At 45.3% G+C, this 23,118-nt stretch carries 21 protein-coding genes; 17 read left to right on the plus strand and 4 right to left on the minus strand.

The window, feature by feature from the left end; all coding sequences use genetic code 11:
- Positions 1 to 19: 19 nt before the first annotated feature.
- Complete coding sequence (locus RIM23_RS14845) at positions 20 to 565, plus strand: RNA 2'-phosphotransferase (RefSeq protein WP_446367998.1); 546 nt, start codon at positions 20 to 22, stop codon at positions 563 to 565.
- 38 nt (positions 566 to 603) lie between these two features.
- The gene (locus RIM23_RS14850) at positions 604 to 1,809 is read left to right on the plus strand and encodes an AAA family ATPase (RefSeq protein ID WP_446367999.1); all 1,206 of its coding nucleotides are present in this window, start codon (positions 604 to 606) and stop codon (positions 1,807 to 1,809) included.
- Between the two features lie 173 nt (positions 1,810 to 1,982).
- Here the strand turns inward: RIM23_RS14850 and RIM23_RS14855 are convergent, their stop codons facing one another.
- Entirely contained in the window at positions 1,983 to 2,177 is a 195-nt protein-coding gene (locus RIM23_RS14855; RefSeq protein WP_446368000.1) for a hypothetical protein, read from the minus strand.
- A 414-nt stretch (positions 2,178 to 2,591) separates the two neighbouring features.
- On the opposite strand from RIM23_RS14855, the gene RIM23_RS14860 reads away from it, so the two are divergent.
- Positions 2,592 to 2,882, plus strand: a complete 291-nt coding sequence (locus RIM23_RS14860) for a hypothetical protein (protein WP_446368001.1) — start codon at positions 2,592 to 2,594, stop codon at positions 2,880 to 2,882.
- Positions 2,883 to 2,958: 76 nt separating this feature from the next.
- On the opposite strand, the gene RIM23_RS14865 is transcribed toward RIM23_RS14860, so the two are convergent.
- A complete protein-coding gene (locus RIM23_RS14865) occupies positions 2,959 to 3,759 on the minus strand; it encodes a hypothetical protein (protein ID WP_446368002.1) in 801 nt (266 codons plus the stop codon).
- A 593-nt stretch (positions 3,760 to 4,352) separates the two neighbouring features.
- Between RIM23_RS14865 and RIM23_RS14870 the strand changes: the two genes are divergently transcribed.
- The gene (locus RIM23_RS14870) at positions 4,353 to 5,294 is read left to right on the plus strand and encodes a lysophospholipid acyltransferase family protein (RefSeq protein WP_446368003.1); all 942 of its coding nucleotides are present in this window, start codon (positions 4,353 to 4,355) and stop codon (positions 5,292 to 5,294) included.
- Between the two features lie 304 nt (positions 5,295 to 5,598).
- Positions 5,599 to 7,005 (plus strand): amidase, encoded by a 1,407-nt coding sequence (locus RIM23_RS14875; RefSeq protein ID WP_446368004.1) that lies wholly within the window; start codon positions 5,599 to 5,601, stop codon positions 7,003 to 7,005.
- A 138-nt stretch (positions 7,006 to 7,143) separates the two neighbouring features.
- Here the strand turns inward: RIM23_RS14875 and ndk are convergent, their stop codons facing one another.
- Entirely contained in the window at positions 7,144 to 7,593 is a 450-nt protein-coding gene (gene ndk / locus RIM23_RS14880; RefSeq protein ID WP_446334250.1) for a nucleoside-diphosphate kinase, read from the minus strand.
- Positions 7,594 to 8,065: 472 nt separating this feature from the next.
- Between ndk and RIM23_RS14885 the strand changes: the two genes are divergently transcribed.
- From RIM23_RS14885 to RIM23_RS14940, 12 genes are all read left to right on the plus strand, one after another.
- Entirely contained in the window at positions 8,066 to 9,157 is a 1,092-nt protein-coding gene (locus RIM23_RS14885; protein WP_446368005.1) for an ATP-binding protein, read from the plus strand.
- 577 nt (positions 9,158 to 9,734) lie between these two features.
- Positions 9,735 to 9,953, plus strand: a complete 219-nt coding sequence (locus RIM23_RS14890) for a hypothetical protein (protein ID WP_446368006.1) — start codon at positions 9,735 to 9,737, stop codon at positions 9,951 to 9,953.
- Entirely contained in the window at positions 9,950 to 10,339 is a 390-nt protein-coding gene (locus RIM23_RS14895; RefSeq protein ID WP_446368007.1) for a type II toxin-antitoxin system VapC family toxin, read from the plus strand. Before RIM23_RS14890 ends, RIM23_RS14895 begins: the two co-directional genes overlap by 4 nt.
- A gap of 339 nt (positions 10,340 to 10,678) precedes the next feature.
- On the plus strand, positions 10,679 to 13,018 hold the full coding sequence (locus tag RIM23_RS14900) for an AAA family ATPase (RefSeq protein ID WP_446368008.1): 2,340 nt from the start codon (positions 10,679 to 10,681) through the stop codon (positions 13,016 to 13,018).
- A gap of 298 nt (positions 13,019 to 13,316) precedes the next feature.
- On the plus strand, positions 13,317 to 14,513 hold the full coding sequence (gene dxr, locus RIM23_RS14905) for a 1-deoxy-D-xylulose-5-phosphate reductoisomerase (RefSeq protein ID WP_446368009.1): 1,197 nt from the start codon (positions 13,317 to 13,319) through the stop codon (positions 14,511 to 14,513).
- A gap of 285 nt (positions 14,514 to 14,798) precedes the next feature.
- Positions 14,799 to 16,073 (plus strand): RNA-guided endonuclease IscB, encoded by a 1,275-nt coding sequence (gene iscB, locus RIM23_RS14910; RefSeq protein ID WP_446368010.1) that lies wholly within the window; start codon positions 14,799 to 14,801, stop codon positions 16,071 to 16,073.
- A gap of 176 nt (positions 16,074 to 16,249) precedes the next feature.
- Positions 16,250 to 16,933, plus strand: a complete 684-nt coding sequence (locus RIM23_RS14915) for a Crp/Fnr family transcriptional regulator (RefSeq protein ID WP_446368011.1) — start codon at positions 16,250 to 16,252, stop codon at positions 16,931 to 16,933.
- Positions 16,934 to 17,116: 183 nt separating this feature from the next.
- Positions 17,117 to 18,883: a M61 family metallopeptidase gene (locus RIM23_RS14920; RefSeq protein ID WP_446368012.1), complete on the plus strand. Its 1,767-nt coding sequence runs from the start codon at positions 17,117 to 17,119 to the stop codon at positions 18,881 to 18,883.
- A gap of 155 nt (positions 18,884 to 19,038) precedes the next feature.
- Positions 19,039 to 19,953, plus strand: a complete 915-nt coding sequence (locus RIM23_RS14925) for a branched-chain amino acid transaminase (protein ID WP_446368013.1) — start codon at positions 19,039 to 19,041, stop codon at positions 19,951 to 19,953.
- 259 nt (positions 19,954 to 20,212) lie between these two features.
- Positions 20,213 to 21,550, plus strand: coding sequence for a DNA methylase (locus RIM23_RS14930; RefSeq protein ID WP_446368014.1), 1,338 nt, complete (start codon positions 20,213 to 20,215; stop codon positions 21,548 to 21,550).
- Complete coding sequence (locus RIM23_RS14935; RefSeq protein ID WP_446368015.1) at positions 21,547 to 21,675, plus strand: hypothetical protein; 129 nt, start codon at positions 21,547 to 21,549, stop codon at positions 21,673 to 21,675. The genes RIM23_RS14930 and RIM23_RS14935 overlap by 4 nt, the downstream gene beginning before the upstream one ends.
- Positions 21,676 to 21,946: 271 nt before the next feature.
- Positions 21,947 to 22,246, plus strand: coding sequence for a hypothetical protein (locus RIM23_RS14940; RefSeq protein ID WP_446368016.1), 300 nt, complete (start codon positions 21,947 to 21,949; stop codon positions 22,244 to 22,246).
- Between the two features lie 84 nt (positions 22,247 to 22,330).
- On the opposite strand, the gene RIM23_RS14945 is transcribed toward RIM23_RS14940, so the two are convergent.
- Positions 22,331 to 23,017: a TIGR04283 family arsenosugar biosynthesis glycosyltransferase gene (locus RIM23_RS14945; RefSeq protein ID WP_446368017.1), complete on the minus strand. Its 687-nt coding sequence runs from the start codon at positions 23,015 to 23,017 to the stop codon at positions 22,331 to 22,333.
- Positions 23,018 to 23,118 lie beyond the last annotated feature (101 nt).

Genomic DNA, 23,118 nt, shown 5'->3' on the forward strand with positions numbered 1-23,118 from the left:
GCTATTGAATCAATCAACCATGAACTCTACCCGCCTGGTTAAAATTAGCAAATATCTCAGCAAACATCTGCGGCATCAACCCGAACGGATTGGGTTAACCTTAGAACCCGGGGGTTGGGTCAAAGTTGATCAACTGCTATCCGCCTGTAAACATTATTCCTTTCCTCTTACTCTCAATGAACTTAAAGAAGTCGTCGCCCAAAATGATAAACAACGCTTTTCCTTTGATGGGACACAAACACGGATTCGCGCCAATCAAGGGCATAGTATCTCAGTGGATTTACAGTTAGAACCAACCATTCCACCAGAAGTACTTTACCACGGAACAGGTCACCAAACTGTTGAATCGATTCAGCGTCAAGGCTTATGTAAAATGTCCCGGCATCACGTCCACTTATCCCAGGATATCGCAACGGCTAAAAAAGTAGGACAGCGTCATGGTCGTCCGGTGGTTTTGGCTATCGATGCTAAAGCGATGTCCGAGAAGGGTCATACATTCTACTGTTCCGACAATGGGGTGTGGTTGGTAGATTTTGTTCCCCCTGAATATCTACAGCAACTCTAATCCGCCAGGAGTCTCAAACTCAGCAGGAAAAAATAGTTATGAATTCAGAAAAGGTTTGGTCTAAAGAAAATTCTCATCAGAATGATCGGCAAGCTAAGGGTTTATTGGGAGTGGGTTGGCGTCCTTTATCTCGGCAATTTGATTTGGATTTCATTTTACATTTACTTCAAAATGATACCTCGGAGTTATTGCAAAAAACCCTGGATTTTACCAGTGATATTGCTGATACATTAGGGCGAAATCACTATAATATTTTTGCCAATGTTTTGAGCTTATTTTCCGAAAATATGCGTTATGAGTGGGATGAGTTTTGGGAGTACATTACCCCTGACCCGCCAGCCCCCAATCATTCTCAGAGAGAAGCGATATTCGTCAATACGCCCGTTACCCAAACAGTCACCCGCGAGAGTATTCCCATTGAGTATGTCCTGAATCGACTGCAAGAAGTCACCTTATTTAAAGTTTTGAATATTCTGGGCAATCCCGATTTAATTACTCAAGATTACATGGATCGCCGCTTTTATTATCCCATAGAAAAGTTTGTCAACTGGGAACGTTTAGAGGTTTTTGGCACAGTCTATGGCTACTGGTCTAATCCAGAAATTTGGTTACAAATTAATAACCAGGGTCAAGGACGGCGCTGCTACTGTTTAATGGCTGATGATATTCGACCTTTGGTAAATAAAGCTACGTATAATGTAGCTGTGATGTTGAGTGGCTATCAGAGTCGAGTGGGACAGGTTCAAAGTCAGTTTCAGATTAGAGATTTTCCCAGTGATATTCAACGCTTTACAGATACAGTTCAGCAGGCAATTCTGGATCAAAATCAATTAGCGATTGTGGTGCATGGTGAACCGGGAACCGGGAAAACGGTATGGACACAAGCAGTGGCAAAGGAAATTCTGGTGCCGTTGGGGTATACTATTTTCATTCTGGATCATGATGCGGTAGAAAATTTTGTGCCGCCGAGTTATTTAGAACGAGTTGCCCTAATTATTAACGAAGCGGATAACTTAGCCAAAAATAGAGCCAGTGAAGTGGCGCAATGGAATAATAAAACGGAGCATATTCTCAGTTTGTTGGATGGAACGTTATATCAAAGCGTGATTGATGACACCGGGATTAAAGCGCAGCAAAAATTAGTGGTATTAATGACTTGTAATACCACAGAACGATTCGACCCGGCGATGTTACGTAAAGGACGAGTCGATTTGACTTATGAGTTTATGCATCGATTTGTGTAAGGTTCAGTAGGGGCGTGGCACAGCTAAAATTGTGGGATAGATTTGACGATTAAATCGGGCGCACGTCGGTGCGGTAAAAGGGCGCACGTCGGTGCGCCCCTACAATTTTAATTCACCCAAGTAGGTGTGCTACGCCAGTAGGGGCAATTCATGAATTGCCCACATCCTGTATTTTAGGGAACTACAACTTTTAACAATCCCGCGATCGCACCAATCAATACGGCGATTGCCAGAATAATTTCGGCGGGGCTGTCTCCGTCTCGCATCCAGTTAGAAGGGTTTTCCATTGGAGTCTGAGAGGGAGTGACAAGCTCAACGGGTTGAATAGTTTGTTCAGATTGTACAGGGGATGTATGTCGGTTATCCATCCTTTTATCCTGATTACTTTGATGATGAAACCAGACTAATGTTGTTGTCAGGTTAACTTCCAGACCAATTCAGGACAGATAATAAGTTCCCTTTTCTGTCCTCCCAGATAAGGGAAGGGGTAAGACGAGTTAAACTATGCCTATGAATCCCGTAGGGGTACGGCATTGCCGTACCCTTATTCCAAGACGAAACCTTTATGGCTAAAACGCGCAAACCTGGCGTTGGGCGCAAGGATGGTGCCCCTACGAGGCTGATGTAACAAGTTATACGTACTAAGCTACTCCAAATAATTTCATCCTAAAGATATAAGCTTAATTTGACTATATTACATATAATTAGGACATCTCGGTTCTAAGAGTTATTACCTCATGTAAATACCCTAGCAACGGGATAATGTATTCTATAAAAAAGTTATGTCTTTTCTAAAACGACCCCTTCTATTACTTCCTCTGGCTTTACTGCTTGTTGTTTCAACAGGGTGTCGCGTGGAAAAAGAGCAAGCAGGGGAAGCCCCGGAGGTTGATGTTAACGTAGATCCGGGGAAGATGCCCGAATATGAAGTTGAAGGACCAGAAGTTGATGTAGGCACTCAGGAAAAAACCATTACTGTTCCTGAAGTCGAAGTTACCCAAGAAGAAAAGACGATTACAGCGCCTGATGTTGACATTAAACCTCCTACAGACGATAATTCTCCAGAGAATTAATGGAAGTAAAAGCTTGGGGAGCTTCTTTTGACAACTGAAAAGCTCCCCTGGTAATTTAGGTTACTTCCAGGTATCCCTAAGCTTTGCAGTAGTCTACAGTGTTTTTCACAGATTCAATCGTAACGTTTGCGCCTTTTCTGACGACAAATTCACTGGCACCAATTTCACCCTCAAGACTTCCCCAATCATAGCTATAACCTAATCGTGTCCAAGGATAACCATTAGTCTCATAAGAGGCTAACTGTAAATTATTGATCCAATCCTGATGTTGCAGATCAACAGTCTCAGGGAATTTCACCTCACAGCGAGTATCGTTGATTTCTGCATCGGGACAAGGACGAAATAGATCAGACACATTCACCCACATTTCCACAAATTTAGTTTTGCCATTGTGAGGTGGTAAACCGAGGTATTGTTCTAGGCGTAAGGCGAGGCTTTCTGAGTCAAGGTTTAAGGTTCGGGCAAAGGTTTGCAGTTCAGGAACCGATGTTACCCAAATTTCTCGGCTTAATTCCATCGGTAAGCCAATTTGAGTATCATAGCCATTCCAGGATGTCCAGGTAACCATTAATACTTGTTTTTGCCCCTGGTAATCTCTCCATTTTAAATTGGGATTGTTGGCGGAAATAGCTTGGAGAGTTGTGTATATTTCTGACTCATCCGCGACTTTCGCATCTTCAATGGCTCTCACATAAGAGCGTTTGAGTAATGTTTCCAACAGGGATGAATCGATTGATGCTAGGCTTACTTGAGTAGTGGGAAGGAATTGGGGTAGGGGCGCAGCCGTAGCTAGGCTGGAAGAGTTGGGAAGGTTAAGACACCAAAACCCGACGATTAAGGCGAAAAGAGAAACAAGAAATCGACTGTATTTGCTCATAGATTTCATGGGAAAAAACGTTAATTTTTTTGGTCTAATGTACCGTTGCTCAATGTTTTGCTTCTGTTGTAGCTGTTGTCTAACCCATCCGACTGGATGGACACAGCTAAAATGGTGGAATCGATTTTACGGTTACATCGGGCGCACGGGGCGTGCTACTCTACAGTTCTAATCCATCCAATTAGATGTGTCACGCCACTACTGGACTGACACAGCTAAAATTGTGGAATAGATTTGACGGTGAAATTGGGCGCACACCGTGCGCCCCTACAATACTAATCCACCATTTTAGGTGTGCCACGCTACTACATTAGATGGGCTGACTGAGGATGGTGTAGGAGCTGAACCTCCTATAATGACCTAGAAAACGGGTATGTAATAGTATGCCAGTTTTTCAACTGTCTATGCTACTGTTGTGACTTGAACCGTTGCGAATCCAAGTCGTTCAGGATTTTGTAACTGAAGCAACGGCGTAGAGATAGTGACAAAGGAAAAACTGGGCTATTGCATCTCCTATTTGGAAAGACGTTATCAAAGATGAGTGATGAAGTCTCTGTTGGCTACCTCAGTTTCCCCTGTTTTCCGAATTACTTATGAGTCCCCCTGTAGAGAATCAGCAAACACAACAAACCCAACCGCCACCCCTGACACCTGCAATGATTCAACGGGTGAAGGAAGGATTGAGTGCTGCCCGCGATCGCAGAGTGCGTTATGCTGTCGAAAATGCTAGAAATAATCTTGAGGCGATCGCAAAAGGGGATTGTGATCAGCGAGTCAGCCCAAGGGTAAGGCGTTTCATCCTGCGATCGTTCATTCATCTTCTGTTCCCCGTGGGAATAGAAAATCCGGAACATATACCCACTCAACCCGCACTACTCGCCGCGAACCATCTCAATCATATTGATCCATTACTGATTCTCGCCGAAGTTCCAGGACGTCCCTACTACTATACTCCGGCTGATGCTCGTACTCTCTATAACAATTGGTGGAAACGCCGGATTTTGGGTTGGGCTGGGGGTGTAATTCCCCTAGAACGGCGCTGGAAAGAAGAAAAAGCAGTCATCGAAGCCGCCCAATCAGGGCGTGAAGATTTAGCCGACTTAGCCACCGCGATTGAAGAGGATGTACCCAGCAACGCTGGATTGGGTAACATGCGACAGATGGAACGGGTGATTCAGGCAATTTTTGCCCGTGGGGATGGCATTTTAATCTTTCCAGAGGGGAGACTGGGTGAGGTTGAAGGTGAATTGCAATTACCCTTAGCGCGAGGCGGTATGATGTACGCTTTGCGGGCTGGCGTACCCATTGTACCCGTCGCGTTGATTGGCACCCATGACCTTTATTTTCGCAAGCCATTAACTCTTCGATTTGGCGAACCCTTGCACTTTCCCCAATCCCAGCGACCAAAACCTGGAGAAGTCCAGAAGGCGATGGAGACTTTACAAGAGGCGCTGATCAAACTATTACCCAATAACTATCAAGAACCCAACCAACCCAAACCCCTGCGTCATTGGCTCAATTGCCTATTATTGTAATTGTGAATGTTGTGTCGGGGCTCTTTTCACTATTATCGTTTGAAATGGTGCGTTACGCTTTGCTCTCCTCACGATGGCGGACTGACACAGCTAAAATTGTGGAATAGATTTGACGGTGAAATTGGGCGCACACCCTGCGCCCCTACAATACTAATCCACCATTTTAGGTGTGCCACGCTACTACACCCGCCCCGACAAATGACGAATGACAAAGGACGTATGAATTATCAATTAAGAATGGGAATTCTCTATTCCCTGTTAAGAGTTCCCTGTTCTCTGTTCCCTGTTAAGAGTTCCCTGAAAAATGACAAACAAAGATTTAGCATTCACATCTGCCTTAGAACAAGCGCAATTAATTCGCCAAGGTCAACTATCCCCCTTAGAATTAGTCGAAGTTTATTTAGCACGCATTCAACAGTTTAATCCTCAACTGGGCAGTTATTTTAGTGTCGCCACTGAGATGGCGCTAGCAGATGCCAAAGCCAAAACTGAACAGTTGACACAGATAAGAGATAGTGCTGAACTACCCCCCTTTTTTGGCGTACCCATTTCTATCAAAGATCTCACCGCTGTGCAGGGGTTGCCCTGTAGCTACGGCACACCAATTCTCAAAGATAAAATAGCACCTTATGATGATGGAGTCGTTACCCGGATTAAACAAGCCGGATTCATTATTTTAGGCAAAACCGCCACATCAGAAGTCGGTTCTCTTCCCTATACCGAACCCCCAGGATTTCCCCCAGCCCGTAATCCCTGGAATTTAGAGTACACTCCAGGGGGATCAAGTGGGGGTGCAGCCGCTGCTGTAGCCGCCGGATTATGCGCGATCGCTCAGGGTTCTGATGGGGGCGGTTCTGTTCGCGGACCTGCCTCCTGCTGCGGCGTGGTGGGGATTAAACCCTCACGGGGTCGAGTATCCTTTGCCCCTGTAGGCGATCGCCAAAATGGAATTGCCACTAATGGTCCTTTAGCCCGCACGGTTGCAGATGCGGCGGCGTTGCTGGATGTGATGTCGGGCTATATTCCGGGTGATCCCTATTGGTTACCTGATCCGGAGGTATCGTTTCTAGAAGCCACTCGTCAACCCCTAGGTCAGTTGCGAATTGCCTTTTCTACAGTGATACCCCCTCTAGGGGATGCCGCAGAGGTTTGTCAGCAGGCGGTGCATGAAACGGTGCGGCGATTGGAAGATATGGGACATCAGGTAGAACCGGGTTGTCCAGATTTTAGTGGTTTAGTGGAACCTTTTCAAAAGGTGTGGCAAGCGGGGGTAACGGCTACAGGGATTCCCGTGGCGGCGTTGAGTCCGATGAACCAGTGGATTGCCGCCCAATCGGGTTCGGCTGGGGAGTATTTGCAAGCCGTTGCCCAAATGCAGATTATATCGCGACAGATTGTCGGTTTTTTTGAGAAGTTTCAGGTGCTAGTGCTTCCGGTTTATATGCAGCCAACGATTCGTGTGGGTGAGTGGGCGGATTTAAGTCCAGAGGAAACGTTGCAAAATATTATTCGTTGGATTGCCCCCTGTCCTCCGTTTAATGCAAGTGGACTGCCCGCGATCGCAATTCCCACCGGATTTGACTCAAAGGGTTTACCTGTGGGGGTTCAGCTTGTGGGACGCCCCGCAGCCGAAGCCACGCTGATTGCGTTGGCTACCCGGTTAGAAGCGGCAAATCCTGGGATTCATCAACGTCCAACTTTAGTTGCTTGAAATTCAATTATGAAAATCCCCAGACTATCAGCCGCGTCTGGGGTGTTTGTTCTATTAACGCTTTGGGTATTCGTGTTTGACATCCTCACCACGCCGTAGGGGGAAAGGTTACCAAACCCCTAAAGTCGTCTAGTATCCTTATTCGTAGATCCAAGGGTTGATGGTTGGTTGCCAGCTTACCAGTTCCTCATCCTTAAACCAGAGCTTAATTTCCTGTTGGGCGGTTTCTAACGCATCCGAACCGTGGATCAGGTTGCGACCAACGGTGACGCCAAAATCACCCCGAATCGTTCCGGGTTCAGCGTTGAGGGGATTGGTTGCACCAATGATTTTCCGGGCAGAGGCAATAATACCATTGCCTTCCCAAACCATTGCCACAACAGGACCAGAGGTAATGAATTCAATCAGTCCAGCAAAAAACCCCTTGTCTTTGTGAACCGCATAATGTTGTTCTGCCAATTCGCGGCTAACACTCATCAGCTTAAGTCCCACCAGGGTAAAGCCTTTAGTCTCAAACCGTTGGATAATTTCACCCACCAGATTACGCTGGACGCCATCTGGCTTAATCATTAGAAATGTCCGCTCCAAGTTTCTCTCCTCAACATATTTCACAAATTACCAAACCCAGATTAGACCATATTCTTGTCCATCGCCCAATAGCGTCGGGTTCCGAGGGAGCTACCTGTAGGGGCACGATATTATCGTGCCCCTACCCTAAATGGCGTGTGTGCTTAAGTCCTACATTTATTTTTGATACCGAACCGCCAGAACCGACCCAGAAAACATCCCATCTAATCGTTTATCTTCCCGACACCCTAACCCCTTATCCCCACACCCTGCTTATCCTTTACGTCCCTTACCCGCCCCTTCAGGGGAATGCCCCCAGGCAGGCTCTGCCTCCCTTAACAAGCAGCTCCAGCCGCTGAACGAGGATGGGTAAGGGTTGTGGCTTCAATTGACACGGATGGATAGTGATGTAGACACCAAGAAAGCCTAAGTCCTGGCTGACTTATGGCTAACTTTGAGTTGACCTGAATCCACTGTTCCCCAATCATGAATAATGGCGCGATCGCTTAAAGTTGCCCCAGAGTACATAAACAACGTCAAATCAGCACTTCGGCGCAGTGACTACCCCAGCCAAAAGAAGTTTGCTGAACACGTTATCCCATCGTTATCCACGGTGAAAAAATTCCTCAATGGCGAACCCGTTGATTTTGAGTATTTTGTCGAACTGTGCGAAGCATTGGGGTTAGAGTGGCGAGATATTTGTTCAGATGAGTCAGACAATCCACCATCTCCCAATGACTCAAACCCAACCCTGGAGGAGTCTTCACCCTTCATCACGGGGACACCCATCACCCATCCCCGCTATTTTTTTGGGCGCAAGCGGGAACTCAAGCGCCTGTTCAATTTACTCAAACGCCATCCCCTGCAAAATGCAGCGATTATCGGGAAGCGGCGCATCGGCAAAACCTCTCTGTTGCAATACTTGAAAACCATTACCACGACGCCACCAGAGGAATTACGTCCCGGTCAAAAATCGGACTGGTTACCCCATCCCGAACGCTACTGCTGGATATTCGTGGATTTTCAGGATACCCGGATGGCAAGCCAAGAGAAGTTGCTGGGTTATATTCTAGAAGGCATGAATATGAAAGTGCCGAATCCTTGTCACCTGGATTATTTTATGGATGTGGTGAGTAGTCATTTGCATTCACCCACCGTTATTTTATTGGATGAAATTGGCGTGGGATTGCAGCGTTGTCCAGAGTTAGATGATGGGTTTTGGGAAAGTTTACGTTCTTTAGCCACAAATCAGACGGGGGGAAATCTGGCTTTTATTTTAGCCACACCGGAATCTCCCCTAGATTTGGCGTCTCATACCGGACATAGTTCTCCCTTTTTCAATATCTTTGGTTATACCGCCTATCTGGGCGCATTAACGGAGGTGGAGGCGCGGGAATTGATTGACAGTTCACCGATTCCGTTTCCGGTTGAGGATGTGGCGTGGATTTTGGAGAAAAGTCAATGTTTACCCCTGCTGCTGCAAATTCTTTGTCGCGAACGTTTGTTTAGTTTGGAAGAGGGGGAAACGGGGGATGATTGGCGAGAGGAGGGGTTAAAACAGATAGAACCCTTCACGAATTCTTAGAGAACCCAGCGCCTGTGTAGGGTGCGTTAGCGTAGCGTAACGCACCTTAACCAATGTATATGGTGTGGCTGTTGCCGCAGAGGGCGCAAGCCTTCATTGGTGTCAACTTAAGGTGGAAAACTAATGCTGGCAAGATTTAAAGCTGTGTCTATCTACTCCTCGACATTTTCCCCCTCATCCCCTAACCCCAACTCCGGACCCTGGGGAGAAGGGGAACCGGATTCTCTTGCTCCCCTCTCCCCTCATTCCCCCCTTTTTTCCCCCCTTTCAAAGGGGGGCTAGGGGGGATGGGGGCTAGGGGGGATGGAGAGGGGCTGGGGGTGAGGGGTTGAGCTTAAGTTGCCAGGGCGCAAGGATGGTGCCCCTACAGTCGGGTTTACCCCATCTACTTGGGAACCACGATATCAAGGCTAGTTAATGTTTATACTAATCAGCAAGATTTTTCTACCAGTGAGCCAGATACTTACACTACTATTAAAATAGGTTGGGAAAACGTCAGTAAACCCAACGACTCTAGCGGATAAGCTACGTTTTCCACAAATCAAGATAAGCAACATTCAGGAAGAGACAAACAAACATGAAAGTACATCGGATAGAAGCCAAATTAACTGAAACTGGAACATTGACGCTCAATAATTTACCCTTTAAAGCTGGAGAAGCCGTTGAAATCATTATTCTAGAACGTCATCTTACATCTCTAAATTCAAATCCGGCTTCTCTACGCGGTAAAGTTATTCGCTATGATGATCCATTTGATTCAGCTATACCTGTTGAAGATTGGGAAGTTCTGCAATGATAATACTGGATACCCATATCTGGATTTGGTGGGTTGACGACAATCAGCGATTAACTCAGCAACATCGAAAGTGGATAAAAAACTACCAGGAACAAGGCTTAGGAATTAGCATAATTTCTTGTTGGGAAGTTGCTAAATTGGTTGAGGTTGGCAAACTTACTCTGTCAATTTCAGTTGAGGAGTGGTTAGCAGGCGCTTTAACTTATCCAGGAGTGCAACTACTCGATCTGACAATTCCCATAGTAGTTGAGTCAACTAAACTGATAGGGTTTCACCGCGATCCATCTGACCAGATAATTGTTGCTACGGCAAGAATCTATGGATGCCCGTTACTAACGGCTGACACCAAAATTCTGAATTATCCTGATGTACAAACTCTCAACTAAACAAATTCTCAGGAGTAGGTTGTGAAAACCCAAAGAAACCCAACGCGATCGGATAAATAGTTGGGTAGAGCGAGCGCTTTACCCAACCTAGAACTACAAGAACATTGTAAAGGATATTTGGTGTTGTTTCCAATGGGGCAATCTGGCAGTTTGGTCAACTGATATCGGATAATTTTACCCAAAATAAGAGGTTTTATACAATTCAGGACTTGGAGCGGTTATTTGCAGCGGTTAATTATGTTTTTCAACAGTGTGAGTTACAGTTGGAGCAGCAATTGTAACTCGTTATCGCAAATTTATATTAGGGTTCACAGAGTCACGTTTTAAGCTTAAATTGAGATGTCTTCACCCTCGGTTCCACGCAACGCCTATACTGATGCACCTGAGCAGCACCCGAACTTGATTCTGGGGAGTTTGCAACTGCTGTTTTGGCTGTTCTTTCATCCCTCAGCGTTTCGGAATCATCTAAAACGAATTGACCCTGCCTTTGACTTCCACAATAACCGAATAAATTCGTTACGGTGGGGAAATAAAAAATTGGGGAAGCTTCTGTTTCAGGGCTACATCATTCTACCGATACTTGCCAATTTAATTCTGGGTTTAGTGTTGTTAGCTTTGGGGGAGTCATTGAATGAAGTTGTCCCTCGCGTGGCGTTTGGCGTGGCAGAAGGCATGGCGGAAGGCATGGCGTTTGGCGTAGCGGGGAGCGTGGTGGTAGACGTGCTGTTTGGTGTGGCAGTAGGTATAGCGGTAGGCGTCGTGGAGGGCGTGGCGGTAGGCGTCGTGGAAGGTGTGGCGTTTGGCATAGCGGTAGGCACAGCGTTTGGCGTGGCTAGAGGTGTAGCGTTTGGCGTGGCGGGGAGCGTGGCGGGGAGCATGGCGTTTGGCGTAGTGTTAGGCGTGGGATTTAGCGTGGCTAGAGGTGTAGCATTTGGCGTGGCTAGAGGTGTGGCGGGGGGTGTGGGAGTCACTATAAGCTTGTGGCGATCTATCGTAACCTATCCCTTTGTCATCCTCTGGAATGCACTACTTTACCGTCTTGACCTAAAACACCCAGATAGAAAATGTTGCTTTCTGCGTTTGCATTCAGCCTTTTGGGATGAGTGGCAACGTTTACGTCTCCCCGAACTAGACAAATACCTTATTTTAGTCTTGGAACGCAACCCAGCAGAAGGGCAAGCTGCACTTAACTATTTAAGTAACACTCACCAAGGCTGGGCGGCTCAGAAAACACAGATTGAATTAGACGCAAGGAATCTAGAACACTGTATTAGCGTAGAAGAAATTGGTAAAGCACACCGCCAATTTACGATAGGCGAAATCGAAAGTCCTGTCAGCTCCCTTCTCCGTAGCTTTGACCGGATTAGTAAAGACGTAAATGCTGCCCTTAATCAAAGAAGTGCTTACAACCAGCGTTTAGCAATCACTGCTGTTGCAGATCGTTTGGACAGTTTGTTACGCGAATTAACCCGCAGCAGTGAAAAATATACCTTACGCTTCCGCCCGATTGCCAGCAATTGGTGCAAGATTGTTACAAACCATATTACTGAATTGGCGCAAACAGTCGAACTTAATCAAGAAATTGACTCTCCTTACATCATCGGCATTCCCCTCACTGAACAGCAAGAAGTCTTCACCGGACGCACTAGCATTGGGCTTCGCATCGAGAAATTAATCTTAGACCGTCGCCGCCCTCCCTTACTCCTATATGGTCAGCGACGTATGGGCAAAACCTCTCTGTTAAATAACCTGGGACGCCTCCTCCCCCATTCCATCATCCCCATGTTTGTGGATTTGCAAGGCGCACCCACATCAGCGAGTGACCATGCAGGTTTTCTCTATAATCTTGCCAAAGGGATGACCTATTCTGCTAAACGGCAAGCCGATTTAACTTTACCTCCCCTCACTCGTGAAGCCTTAACCTCTGACCCCTTTACCACCTTTGACGAATGGCTGGATGATGTTGAAAAAACCTTAGAAAACAACACCGCACTCCTAGCATTAGACGAATTCGAGGTACTGGATAAAGCCTTAACCGAAGGACGTTTCAGCGAAACCGATGTCCTGGGTATGCTACGCCACCTGATCCAACACCGCCCCCGGTTCAAAGTCTTACTCGCTGGTTCTCATACTATCGAAGAATTTCAGCGCTGGGCGAGTTACCTGATTAACGTCCAGGTTGTACATATCAGTTACCTGAACGAACCCGAAGCCCGCCAACTGATTGAACGCCCCATCCCAGAGTTTACCCTACGCTATGAACCAGATGCAGTTGAGCGAGTCCTCTCCCTAACCCGATGTCATCCTTGCTTGGTACAATTACTTTGCTCTGAGATTGTCGCCCTGAAAAATGAGCAAGAGGTATCGATTCGCCGATTAGCAACTGTAGTTGATGTGGAAGCCGCCGTACCCGAAGCCTTAAGCAGTGGTAGTTTTTTCTTTGCGGACATCGAACGCAATCAGGTGGATGAGTTGGGATTGGCGATACTGCGCTTTTTGGCAGCACAAGGGGAAGGGGCGAGTATTGGTAAGGCGGCTTTATCCCGCGAGTTTCCCGATCGCTTGAATCCTACCCTTAATTTACTATTGCAACGGGAGTTAATTGAAGACAGTGGTTGCGGCTACTGCTTCCAAGTGGAGTTAATCCGGCGCTGGTTTGCTAGAGAGACAGGGGAGTAATATCTTGAGCTTTTTGTTGCGCTGTCTTCGCCATACGCGATCGCACTACTAAAAACCGTAACCAGCCAATCAAGAATGGTGTTGGGTTTCCTCGCGTCAACCCAATCTACTGGACTGACCTAAAATTGTGAAATAGATTTTACCATTGAATCGGGCGCACGCCATGCGCCCCTACGGTTTCTTGCGAACCCGTTTTAACGGGTTTAAGCTTTGAGCCGGAACTTGAGTTCCAGGCTGATGAACGATGTGCAAAATAATCCTATAGTAATAAAGATCGGCGAATTTTTAAGAAACTGTTGTGAAATCAATTACTCTCCTCGGCTCCACTGGATCGATTGGCACCCAAACCCTAGAGATTCTGACTCACCATCCAGACCAATTTCGGTTGGTGGGATTGGCTTCCCGGCGCAATGTGGAACTATTAGCTGCCCAGATTCGGCAGTTTCGACCGGAAATCGTAGCAATTTGTGATGCTGAAAAATTACCTGACCTGAAAGCCGCGATCGCAGACCTTGATCCCCAACCGATTATAGTCGCGGGAGAAGCGGGTGTGGTGGAGGTTGCCCGTTATGGTGATGCGGAAGCGGTAGTAACTGGGATTGTCGGTTGTGCGGGATTGCTACCCACCATTGCCGCCATTGAAGCGGGAAAAGATATTGCCTTAGCCAACAAGGAAACCCTAATCGCAGGGGGACCGGTTGTCAATCCCCTGATTGAAAAACATGGCGTTAAACTGCTTCCGGCTGACTCGGAACATTCTGCCATCTTCCAATGCCTTCAGGGAGTCCCAGAGGGCGGATTACGGCGAATTATCCTCACCGCATCTGGGGGCGCTTTCCGGGATTGGTCGGTGGACAGGTTAGGGGAGGTAACCGTCGCCGATGCGATTAAGCATCCCAACTGGTCGATGGGGCGCAAAATTACTGTCGATTCCGCTACCTTGATGAATAAGGGGCTAGAGGTAATTGAAGCGCACTTCCTCTTCGGTATGGATTATGACGATATCGATATTGTCATCCATCCCCAGAGCATTATTCACTCCTTAATCGAATTACAAGATACCTCCGTCTTAGCCCAGTTAGGCTGGCCCGATATGCGCTTACCCCTACTCTATGCCTTATCCTGGCCCCATCGCATCTATACAGACTGGGAACCCTTGGATTTAGTCAAGGCGGGGACATTGACATTTAAAGAACCCGACCATGATAAATATCCCTGTATGCAATTAGCCTACGCCGCAGGGCGGGCTGGGGGTTCAATGCCAGCTGTATTAAACGCCGCCAATGAGCAAGCCGTAGCACTGTTTTTAGACGAGAAAATCCAATATTTAGACATTGCCCGGTGTATTGAGCAAACCTGCGATCGCTACAGCCGTGATAACTGCCCTGATCCTGGACTAGAAGATATTCTAGCCGCCGATCGCTGGGCAAGACAGGAAGTATTGCGGATTTATGAGAACTTAGAAAAGGGCGATCGCGTCGTTTCTCTGCGATAATAAAAACACTGTTGGTCAATTAACTTACGGTTAACCGTTCCGAAAAACCGATACAGAACTATGCACACCTAAGCATATCTGTACATAGTCGGAACGTGCAGACTGAGACTCACCGTAGTCTACGTTAGACGGGTCACGACACCTTGATATGAACGCCAGTATCATGCTCTGTCGAGTTCAGTTAAGCAATCAGTGAACAGGTTTATAGCTGTAGTGCTGAAGAGAGGAAAAAGCCCGTTTAACATTGTCGAGGCAAACTTGACTTAGTAATAAGGTTGACAGAAGATGTCAAATTACGTTTTTATCATTGATGAAAAAAAAACACCGATGCATCCAATTCATCCGGCACAAGCTAGGAAGTTATTAGATGTTGGTAAAGCGGCAGTATTTCGGCGTTATCCGTTTACATTGATTCTTAAACGAGTTGTTGAAAATCCGGTGGTTCATCCGCTTACTCTCAAGATTGCTCCCGGTTCAAAAATTACAGGCATTTCCCTTGTAACTGACCGGGATGAGGTCATTTGGGGAATGGAATTAGAGCATCGTTCGCTTCAAATTAAGCTAGCTCTTGACTCTCGCCTCCGCGTCAGGAAGGGACGCCGCCACCGAAATACTCGTTACCGCAAGCCACGATTCCTTAACCGAAAACGTCCCCAAGGATGGTTAGCGCCAAGCTTGATGCATCGAGTCTTAACTACCGAAACTTGGGTAAAACGCTTGTGTAAATTTGCACGGATTGGTGAAATCAGACAGGAGCTAGTCCGGTTTGACACTCAGAAAATGGACAATCCCGAAATTTCAGGAGTTGAATACCAACAGGGAACTCTTTTCGGCTATGAAGTTCGGGAGTATCTCCTGGAAAAATGGGACAGAAAATGTGCTTATTGTGAGAAAGAGAACCTGCCCTTGCAGATTGAACATATTCACCCTAAATCCAAGGGAGGTAGCAACCGAATTTCTAATCTGTGTCTGGCTTGTGAGAAATGCAATACGAAAAAAGGGACAAAGCCCATTGCACAATTTTTGGCAAAAAAGCCAGACTTATTAAAAGCGATATTGACTCAATCTCAACGACCTCTAAGGGACGCAGCCGCCGTTAATTCTACCCGATGGACGCTGTTTGATCGCCTCAAAAAAATGGGTTTACCCATCAGTATTGGTACAGGTGGACAAACTAAATACAACCGAGTTCGATTAGGATTACCGAAGAGCCACTGGCTAGACGCTGCCTGTGTGGGTATTACAGAAGCACTTAATGTGCTGACCCATCAGATCCTGACAGTCAAAGCAACTGGGACGGGTGGGCGACAACGCTGTCAAACCGATAAATTTGGCTATCCAGTTAAACATCGTCCTTTGCGTCCCATTTGGGGATTCTGTACAGGTGACATTGTACGTGCCGTGGTGCCAAAAGGTAAGTACAAAGGGACTTTCACTGCCAGGGTTTGCCCAATGTCAGATGGTCGTGGCGAATTCGTTATTGACAACAAAAGGAGATCAGTCCGATTAGATTACTGCACACCAATTCACCGTAAGGATGGCTATAGCTATGCATTTTGACCATATTTGAGGAGATATGAGGAGAAATCAGATTACAGTTTCAGACCCCCCGGCACCCTCTGCCCCTTTGCACTCCTACACCCCTGCTCACAGACCACTAACTCAAGGAAGTTGGGGACTGTTGTTCTGGTGTGGTGTAATGGAATCTTAGATGATCCAACTTTAATAAACCTTTCATGCACACCAAAGCTTTTAGTGAGCTTTTCCCCCTATTTAATACGGCAAACCCTGAGACATTAGAATGGCTTTTGTCAGTTGGAGTCGAACATGAGTATCCCACAGGGCGAGCCGTCTTAATGGAAGATGCCTGGGGTAATGCTGTTTACTTTATCATGTCCGGTTGGGTCAAAGTTCGACGCCTATATGGGGACAACGCCGTTACTTTAGCCATTTTAGGTCGGGGAGATTTTTTTGGCGAGATGGCAATCTTGGATGAATCTCCCCGTTCTACAGATGTTGTCGCCCTTTCATCGGTCAAATTACTCAGCGTCTCTGCCCAGCGCTTCATTCAAACTCTGTTCAAAGATCCCCAGTTACACCACAGGATGCTACAACTGATGGTCAGACGGCTACGTCAGACTAATGTCCGCTTTCAACGACGCCATCAACCGCCGGCGATTAAGTTAGCCAATACTTTAGTCAACTTAGCAGAGAATTATGGTCAAGTGGGGGAAAAGGGAACCGAAATCTATAACATTCCCTATAAAGACTTGGCTGATGTTACAGATATCAGTGTTGAAGATACAGCCAAAATCATGAAAAAGCTAGACAGTAAAGGCTGGATTAACGTTGAACCCCAAGACCAAAAACTTTGTCTGATTAATCTCAAACAACTAACCCATCTAGCTGGACGGCTTTAGGATAACTATAGGGGAGATGGGGAAGATGGGGGCGGGTTTAGCCACCTCTGGATGAGGTAAAAAAGGATAAGTGAAAAGAACCCCTACACACCTCTACCGCCAGGTTCCCTCTTTCCCAAGTGAAGGGTCAAAACTTTTTCCCCATTCCCGGTTCCCCATTCCCTGACGAATGACGAATGACAAATGACGAATGACAAAGGATCAATGACTAAACCCACCTTTCATTATCACGTCGCGATGCCTCAACCTCAATCTCATCTGTTTGAGGTGACACTACAGGTGAACGGTTGGTCTGAATCAGTGCTAAATTTAAAAATGCCCGTTTGGACTCCAGGGTCTTATCTAGTGCGGGAATATGCCAAACACCTACAGGATTTCAAGGTTGAATCTGTCCAAGAGAACCAACCCTTACCCTGGGATAAACAGAGTAAAAATCACTGGCAGGTTCACACTACAGACGCTTCAAACATCGTTGTCCGCTACCGCGTCTTTGCCAATGAATTATCAGTACGCACCAATCACCTAGATGCAACCCACGGCTATTTTAATGGGGCGGCATTATTCCTGTTTGTCCCTGGTTTTGAGCAACAGCCGATTCAGGTGACCATTGTACCCCCTAAATCGGATTGGCAGACGACAACACCCTTACCCGCCGTCGATGGTGCTGAGAATACCTTTGAAGCAAGTGATTTTGACACCTTAGTCGATAGTCCCTTTGAAATAGGCACACAGCAGGTTTACGACTTTGAGGTTCTAGGTAAACCCCATCAACTGGCAATTTGGGGACAGGGAAATGCTGATCCCCAACGGATTATTGCGGATACGACAAAAATTATCGAGACAGAAGCCGAGTTATATGGGGGATTACCCTACGAACGATATTTGTTTTTACTGCATTTATCGTCCACAGGCTTTGGTGGTTTAGAACATAAAACCTCTTGTTCCTTAAATTACCCCCGTTTCAGTTTCCGGGCGAAAGATAAATACAATCGTTTTATGCAATTAGTCGCCCATGAGTTCTTTCACCTGTGGAATGTTAAGCGGATTCGACCCAAAGTCTTGGAACGGTTTAACTATGAACAAGAAAGCTATACCACATCCCTGTGGTTTTGTGAAGGGACAACCAGTTATTATGATTTAGTTCTCCCCTTACGGGCAAAGATTTACGATAGCAAGACTTTTTTAGAGGGGTTGAGTAAAGAAATTACCCGGATGCAACTGATCCCAGGGCGTTTGGTGCAACCCCTGAGTGAGTCCAGTTTTGATGCTTGGATTAAGTTATATCGCCGGGATGCCAATAGTGATAATAGTCAGATTTCCTATTATCTCAAAGGAGAAATGGTATCCTTCTTACTGGATTTGCTGGTGCGATCGCGTCATGGCAATCAGCGCTCCCTTGATGATGTGATGCGGCGGATGTGGCAAGAGTTTGGCGTCAAGGAGGTTGGCTTTACTCCCCAACAACTGCGAGAGGTATTGGAGTCTGTCGCTGATACCGATTTGAGTGATTTCTTCCATCGCTACATTGAGGGGACAGAAGAATTGCCCTTTGATGAATATCTCGAACCCTTTGGCTTAAAAATCACGGTGGTGGAAGACGAGGACTTATTACCCTATTTGGGGTTAATTGTCAAGACAGAAAATGGGCAAGAGGTGGTCAAATTTGTCAACGCCACCTCTCCTGCGGGAATAGCTGGGGTAGATGCTGGGGATCAGTTACTAGCAATAGACGGTTGGCGAGTCAGTGCAGATCAATTATGCGATCGCCTAAAAGATTATCATCCCGGTGACACGATTCAGTTAACCCTGTTCCACCAAGACGAACTTTGTACCTTACCCGTTACCTTAGGCAAATCCCAACCCACCCGTTACCAGGTTGTACAGATTGAAAATCCCTCAGCGACTCAAAAACAGAATTTAGCGGGGTGGTTGAACACCAAGGGGGATTGATTAGGTATGGGGAGACAGGGAAGGGGTGTAGAGACGTAGCCTGCTACGTCTCTACCGGGGTGCCTAAATCGATGTTCTAATCCCTGGCAAAATCACTGAGCTGTAGTACAATCGATAATCACACCTTCCAATAGCCCTGACTGTCTAGTTTAAAAATGCATAAATTTCTGCCAATCGCTTACTTTAAGAATCAATTTCTTCCCTTCGATGATGCCAAGATTTCCATTGCTACCCATGCGCTGCATTATGGCACAGGCGCGTTTGGCGGATTGCGCGGGATTCCTGATCCGCAAAACCCCGAACAAATTCTCCTGTTTCGCTTAGACCGCCATTGTAAACGATTAAGTGACAGTGCAAAATATTTACATTACGACTTACCCGCTGATAAAATCAAAACTATAATTGTAGAATTTGTCAAGAAAAATAAAGTTAAAACCTCGTTTTATATCCGACCTTTTATTTATACGTCCGATTTGGGAATTGCCCCCAGACTGCATAAAATTGAAAAAGACTTTTTCGTCTATGGATTAGAACTGGGTGATTATTTATCCCCAGAAGGGGTAAGCTGTCGGATTAGTTCCTGGTATCGTCAAGCAGATCACAGTTTACCCCTGAGAGGTAAAATTAGCGGCGCATACATCACATCATCTCTGGCAAAAACAGAAGCGGTAGAATCCGGGTTTGATGAAGCCTTATTAATGAATGCTCAGGGAAAAATTTGTGAAGCCTCCGGAATGAATATCTTTATGGTGCGAAATGGACAACTGATTACGCCCGGATATGACCAAGATATTTTAGAAGGAATTACCAGAGATAGTATCCTGACGCTGGCAAAGGATTTAGGTATCCCCACAATCGAACGCCCTGTGGATAAATCGGAGTTATTTATTGCCGATGAAGCATTTTTAAGTGGTACGGCGGCTAAAATTACTCCAATTAAACGGATTGAGAATTATGAGTTGCCTAAAACCAGACCCATCACAGAGAAACTGAGAGATAAAATTACAGCAATTACGGAAAACCGCGATTCAAATTATCAAGATTGGGTGTATGTCGTTCCTCTAGGATAAAGTAAAAGTTCCAGTATTTCCAGTAGGTTGGGTAGAGCGTAAGCGAAACCCAACAGGTTAACCCGCCTGCGTTGGATTACTCTTTGAGAAAATCCCGCTTAAGTTCGGAAACCCGACCTACAAAAGTGATAAGCTGTCACGCATTTAAAGTATGGGTAGCGAGAAGGTTGGTCGCACTACAAAGATTTCGTAATTATTAACAATAAGGTTTAAATGACGAACAGCTTATCAAAATAAGGGTAGTTAACCTGGATTTAGTATGAAACAACTTTCACTGTTTGAAACCGACAATACTATACCCCAACCCCCCTACTTACATCTTGAAGGCGAAATTCCTATCGATATACCTCAAGATGCCCTGATTTCGCTACAACGAAAACAACCTCTCAAAATCCATTCTGTTGGTTTTCAGCCTGCCAAATCAATTCCGGAAATCCCGCATTGGTTTTTCAGCAAGTATGGTACAGAACAATGTAAAATTTTAGAACCTTTTGCGGGTTCAGGAACAACAATTATTGAAACTTTATTACAAGGTGCATCAGTTTATTGGCTTGATTATCATCCTCTAAGTCGCCTAATCTGTCGCGTTAAAACCCATATCTATGATATAGCAGAAATTCTAGACTATGCCGAGCAAATCATGCAAAATGCTTATGGGATAAAATATCCATTAGAAACTGTTAATTTTGCCAATAAAGATTTTTGGTTTCAAAAACCTGTCCAAGCTGGATTAGAAAGTCTCCGAGCGCAAATTTTTCAAGTTCCGGAAGCGATACGACCTTTATTTTGGCTGATTTTTGCTTCAACAGTCCGCAAAACATCCGATATGAATGATGGCATGATTCTCGCCGCAAAACGAGCAAATGTTAAAGAAATTCCCCAGCGTTCTCGCGAAGATGTTTATCGGTATTTTAAAGACTATCTTGATAAAGCGTTAGAGGCAATTGGGGAATGGCAGTTTGTCTTGAATAACTCGTTTAAAAATGCCATTGAATTGAATTCAAAAACAGCTATTAATATTACAGGTGATTGGCGTTGTGATGCGGTTATTACTTCGCCGCCTTATATTAATGCAATTGATTACGTTTGGGCGTCTAAGTTTGAGTTACATTGGTTGGGTTTAGTGAATAACGATCGCGAAAGACTTGATTTATATACTCAAGAAATTGGAACTGAAAGAATTCCCAGAAAAGAGCATTGCCAATTGGGGAAAACCGGAAATTACTATCTAGATGATTTGATTGCTGATATTTACTACGGTACGAAATATCAAGCGAGTAAAGGACAAAATAAGCTTCGATCAAGAGTTGTTTATAAATACTTTATGGACATGAAGTCGCATTTTTTAAGCTGCTTCAATCATCTTAATTTAGGTGGCTATTATTGCTTTGCCATTGGCGATATTAGTAAAATTTGTGGCGTTGAGATTCCAGTGGCTAAACTTTTAACAGAAATAGCTAAAGAAATTGGGTTTGTTAAACTATTTAAATTTAATTTATTGCTAAAAAATCGTCGGTTAAACTTACCCAGAAATGTGAATTGGGCGGGAACAATTAAGCATGATACCGTTGTTGTATTGCAAAAAAGCAAAATATGAATCAAGAAGATCTAGATAGTTTGCTAGAGCAGATTTTAAATCAATATCAACAAGCTTTTGCTGAAAAAATTTATCCCGAAGAATCAACAGAGCAAGATGATTTAATGTTCGCATTAGAATTGTAGGGGCGCACGGCGTGCGCCCGATTTAATCGTCATATCATGTCCGGTGGAATACTTACACTATCGGTGGAGACAAGGCTCCAGGGCTCCAGGGCAGAATGTAAGATTATAGATGCTCAGACTTCTCCGAATGTAAACATTATTGAATCAAATACCAAGTTAAATTAAATTTAATTAAGAATCAATAAAATCAATTGAAAGGATAAGAAAATAATTTTAAGGTTAGGCAAACAGACGAATTGAGTTAATTTGATCTGTATCATCTGTATCATCTTTGTCCTTATTTTTGTTTGATGCAATGGGCAAAGGACTAGCAGCAGGAATCGGAGAAGTTGGATTCAATTTTGCTGAAAACGAGACATTCTATTTAGGGATCAGTGATGGTCTTAATCCACTGAATAGTGCCGGAGAAGTGCTGTTATCACCAGAGGGAGAGGTATATACAGGAACTTTGACAGGTTGGCAAGATCCTGGAATTGTAATTCCTATATTTACTCATTATAAAATAGCAATAGAAATCGAGAAACAGGCTGTTCCTGAACCTTTGACAATGGTCGGTCAGGGTGTAGCTTAGGGAGCAGTAAACATTTGACGCTTGTTATCATTTCTGACTACAGCGGACAGAATTTATGTCCAGGTACTTATTGGCACAAAGACCTTACCCTTTTCCCCTATACCATCGCGCCAGTTTGTCAGGAGAAACTCCCAAAAAATACCCTAGAATAATAAGCTGGTTAATGAAAGTGGTTTTGATGATTCCTAACCGTTCCCACCGTCGTCCTGATGTCAAAATAGATGCTGGAACAATGGCAATTTGTCCCTGATGTTTCAAGCGGCGGATAAATTCAAAATCTTCCATAATTGGCAAATTAGGGAAACCTCCTATACGATGAAAGCTGGTCGCTTTTAAAAATATAGCTTGGTCGCCATAAGGCATCGAAAAAAAACGCGATCGCCAATTCACCAGTCGTTCAATAAGGCGCAAACCAAACTGTTGAGAATCAATGCGTAATTCAAACGCCCCCGCAATAGTTTGGGGTTCTTGTAGCCCTTGGCGGACTAAACAGTCAAAATTGGCAGGTAAACGGGTATCCGCGTGGAGAAATAGGAGAATATCACCCGTCGCCCTCGCTGCACCGGCATTCATTTGACAGGCGCGACCGGGTGGGGTAGAAATAACCTGGACATTTCGCGATCGCGCCACGGTGACTGTTTCATCGCGACTCCCCCCATCTACCACAATAACGTCCACATTATTAGTACCCATAAGCCTCTCTAAAACCGAACCAATCGTACTCGCTTCATTTAAAACAGGAATAATAACTGAAATCGTTTCGGTTTGCATTTCATCCATTTTTCGCGGCGGGATACCTCGTCCATACGATGTATAGTCCGCGCAGGCGGACGAAAGTTTGTGTAGCAGCGATTTCAATCGCCTCCTCTTGC

The sequence above is a fragment of the Coleofasciculus sp. G3-WIS-01 genome (assembly GCF_040223135.1).
Classification (GTDB): Bacteria; Cyanobacteriota; Cyanobacteriia; order Cyanobacteriales; family Coleofasciculaceae; genus Coleofasciculus.

What these genes read in the sequence shown, in the direction of transcription:
- RIM23_RS14845 (WP_446367998.1), top strand. Translation starts at nt 20, where the DNA reads ATGAACTCTACCCGCCTGGTTAAAATTAGCAAATATCTCAGCAAACAT.
- RIM23_RS14850 (WP_446367999.1), top strand. Translation starts at nt 604, where the DNA reads ATGAATTCAGAAAAGGTTTGGTCTAAAGAAAATTCTCATCAGAATGAT.
- RIM23_RS14855 (WP_446368000.1), bottom strand. Translation starts at nt 2,177, where the DNA reads ATGGATAACCGACATACATCCCCTGTACAATCTGAACAAACTATTCAA.
- RIM23_RS14860 (WP_446368001.1), top strand. Translation starts at nt 2,592, where the DNA reads ATGTCTTTTCTAAAACGACCCCTTCTATTACTTCCTCTGGCTTTACTG.
- RIM23_RS14865 (WP_446368002.1), bottom strand. Translation starts at nt 3,759, where the DNA reads ATGAGCAAATACAGTCGATTTCTTGTTTCTCTTTTCGCCTTAATCGTC.
- RIM23_RS14870 (WP_446368003.1), top strand. Translation starts at nt 4,353, where the DNA reads ATGAGTCCCCCTGTAGAGAATCAGCAAACACAACAAACCCAACCGCCA.
- RIM23_RS14875 (WP_446368004.1), top strand. Translation starts at nt 5,599, where the DNA reads ATGACAAACAAAGATTTAGCATTCACATCTGCCTTAGAACAAGCGCAA.
- RIM23_RS14885 (WP_446368005.1), top strand. Translation starts at nt 8,066, where the DNA reads ATGGCGCGATCGCTTAAAGTTGCCCCAGAGTACATAAACAACGTCAAA.
- RIM23_RS14890 (WP_446368006.1), top strand. Translation starts at nt 9,735, where the DNA reads ATGAAAGTACATCGGATAGAAGCCAAATTAACTGAAACTGGAACATTG.
- RIM23_RS14895 (WP_446368007.1), top strand. Translation starts at nt 9,950, where the DNA reads ATGATAATACTGGATACCCATATCTGGATTTGGTGGGTTGACGACAAT.
- RIM23_RS14900 (WP_446368008.1), top strand. Translation starts at nt 10,679, where the DNA reads ATGTCTTCACCCTCGGTTCCACGCAACGCCTATACTGATGCACCTGAG.
- iscB (WP_446368010.1), top strand. Translation starts at nt 14,799, where the DNA reads ATGTCAAATTACGTTTTTATCATTGATGAAAAAAAAACACCGATGCAT.
- RIM23_RS14915 (WP_446368011.1), top strand. Translation starts at nt 16,250, where the DNA reads ATGCACACCAAAGCTTTTAGTGAGCTTTTCCCCCTATTTAATACGGCA.
- RIM23_RS14920 (WP_446368012.1), top strand. Translation starts at nt 17,117, where the DNA reads ATGACGAATGACAAAGGATCAATGACTAAACCCACCTTTCATTATCAC.
- RIM23_RS14925 (WP_446368013.1), top strand. Translation starts at nt 19,039, where the DNA reads ATGCATAAATTTCTGCCAATCGCTTACTTTAAGAATCAATTTCTTCCC.
- RIM23_RS14930 (WP_446368014.1), top strand. Translation starts at nt 20,213, where the DNA reads ATGAAACAACTTTCACTGTTTGAAACCGACAATACTATACCCCAACCC.
- RIM23_RS14935 (WP_446368015.1), top strand. Translation starts at nt 21,547, where the DNA reads ATGAATCAAGAAGATCTAGATAGTTTGCTAGAGCAGATTTTAAATCAA.
- RIM23_RS14945 (WP_446368017.1), bottom strand. Translation starts at nt 23,017, where the DNA reads ATGCAAACCGAAACGATTTCAGTTATTATTCCTGTTTTAAATGAAGCG.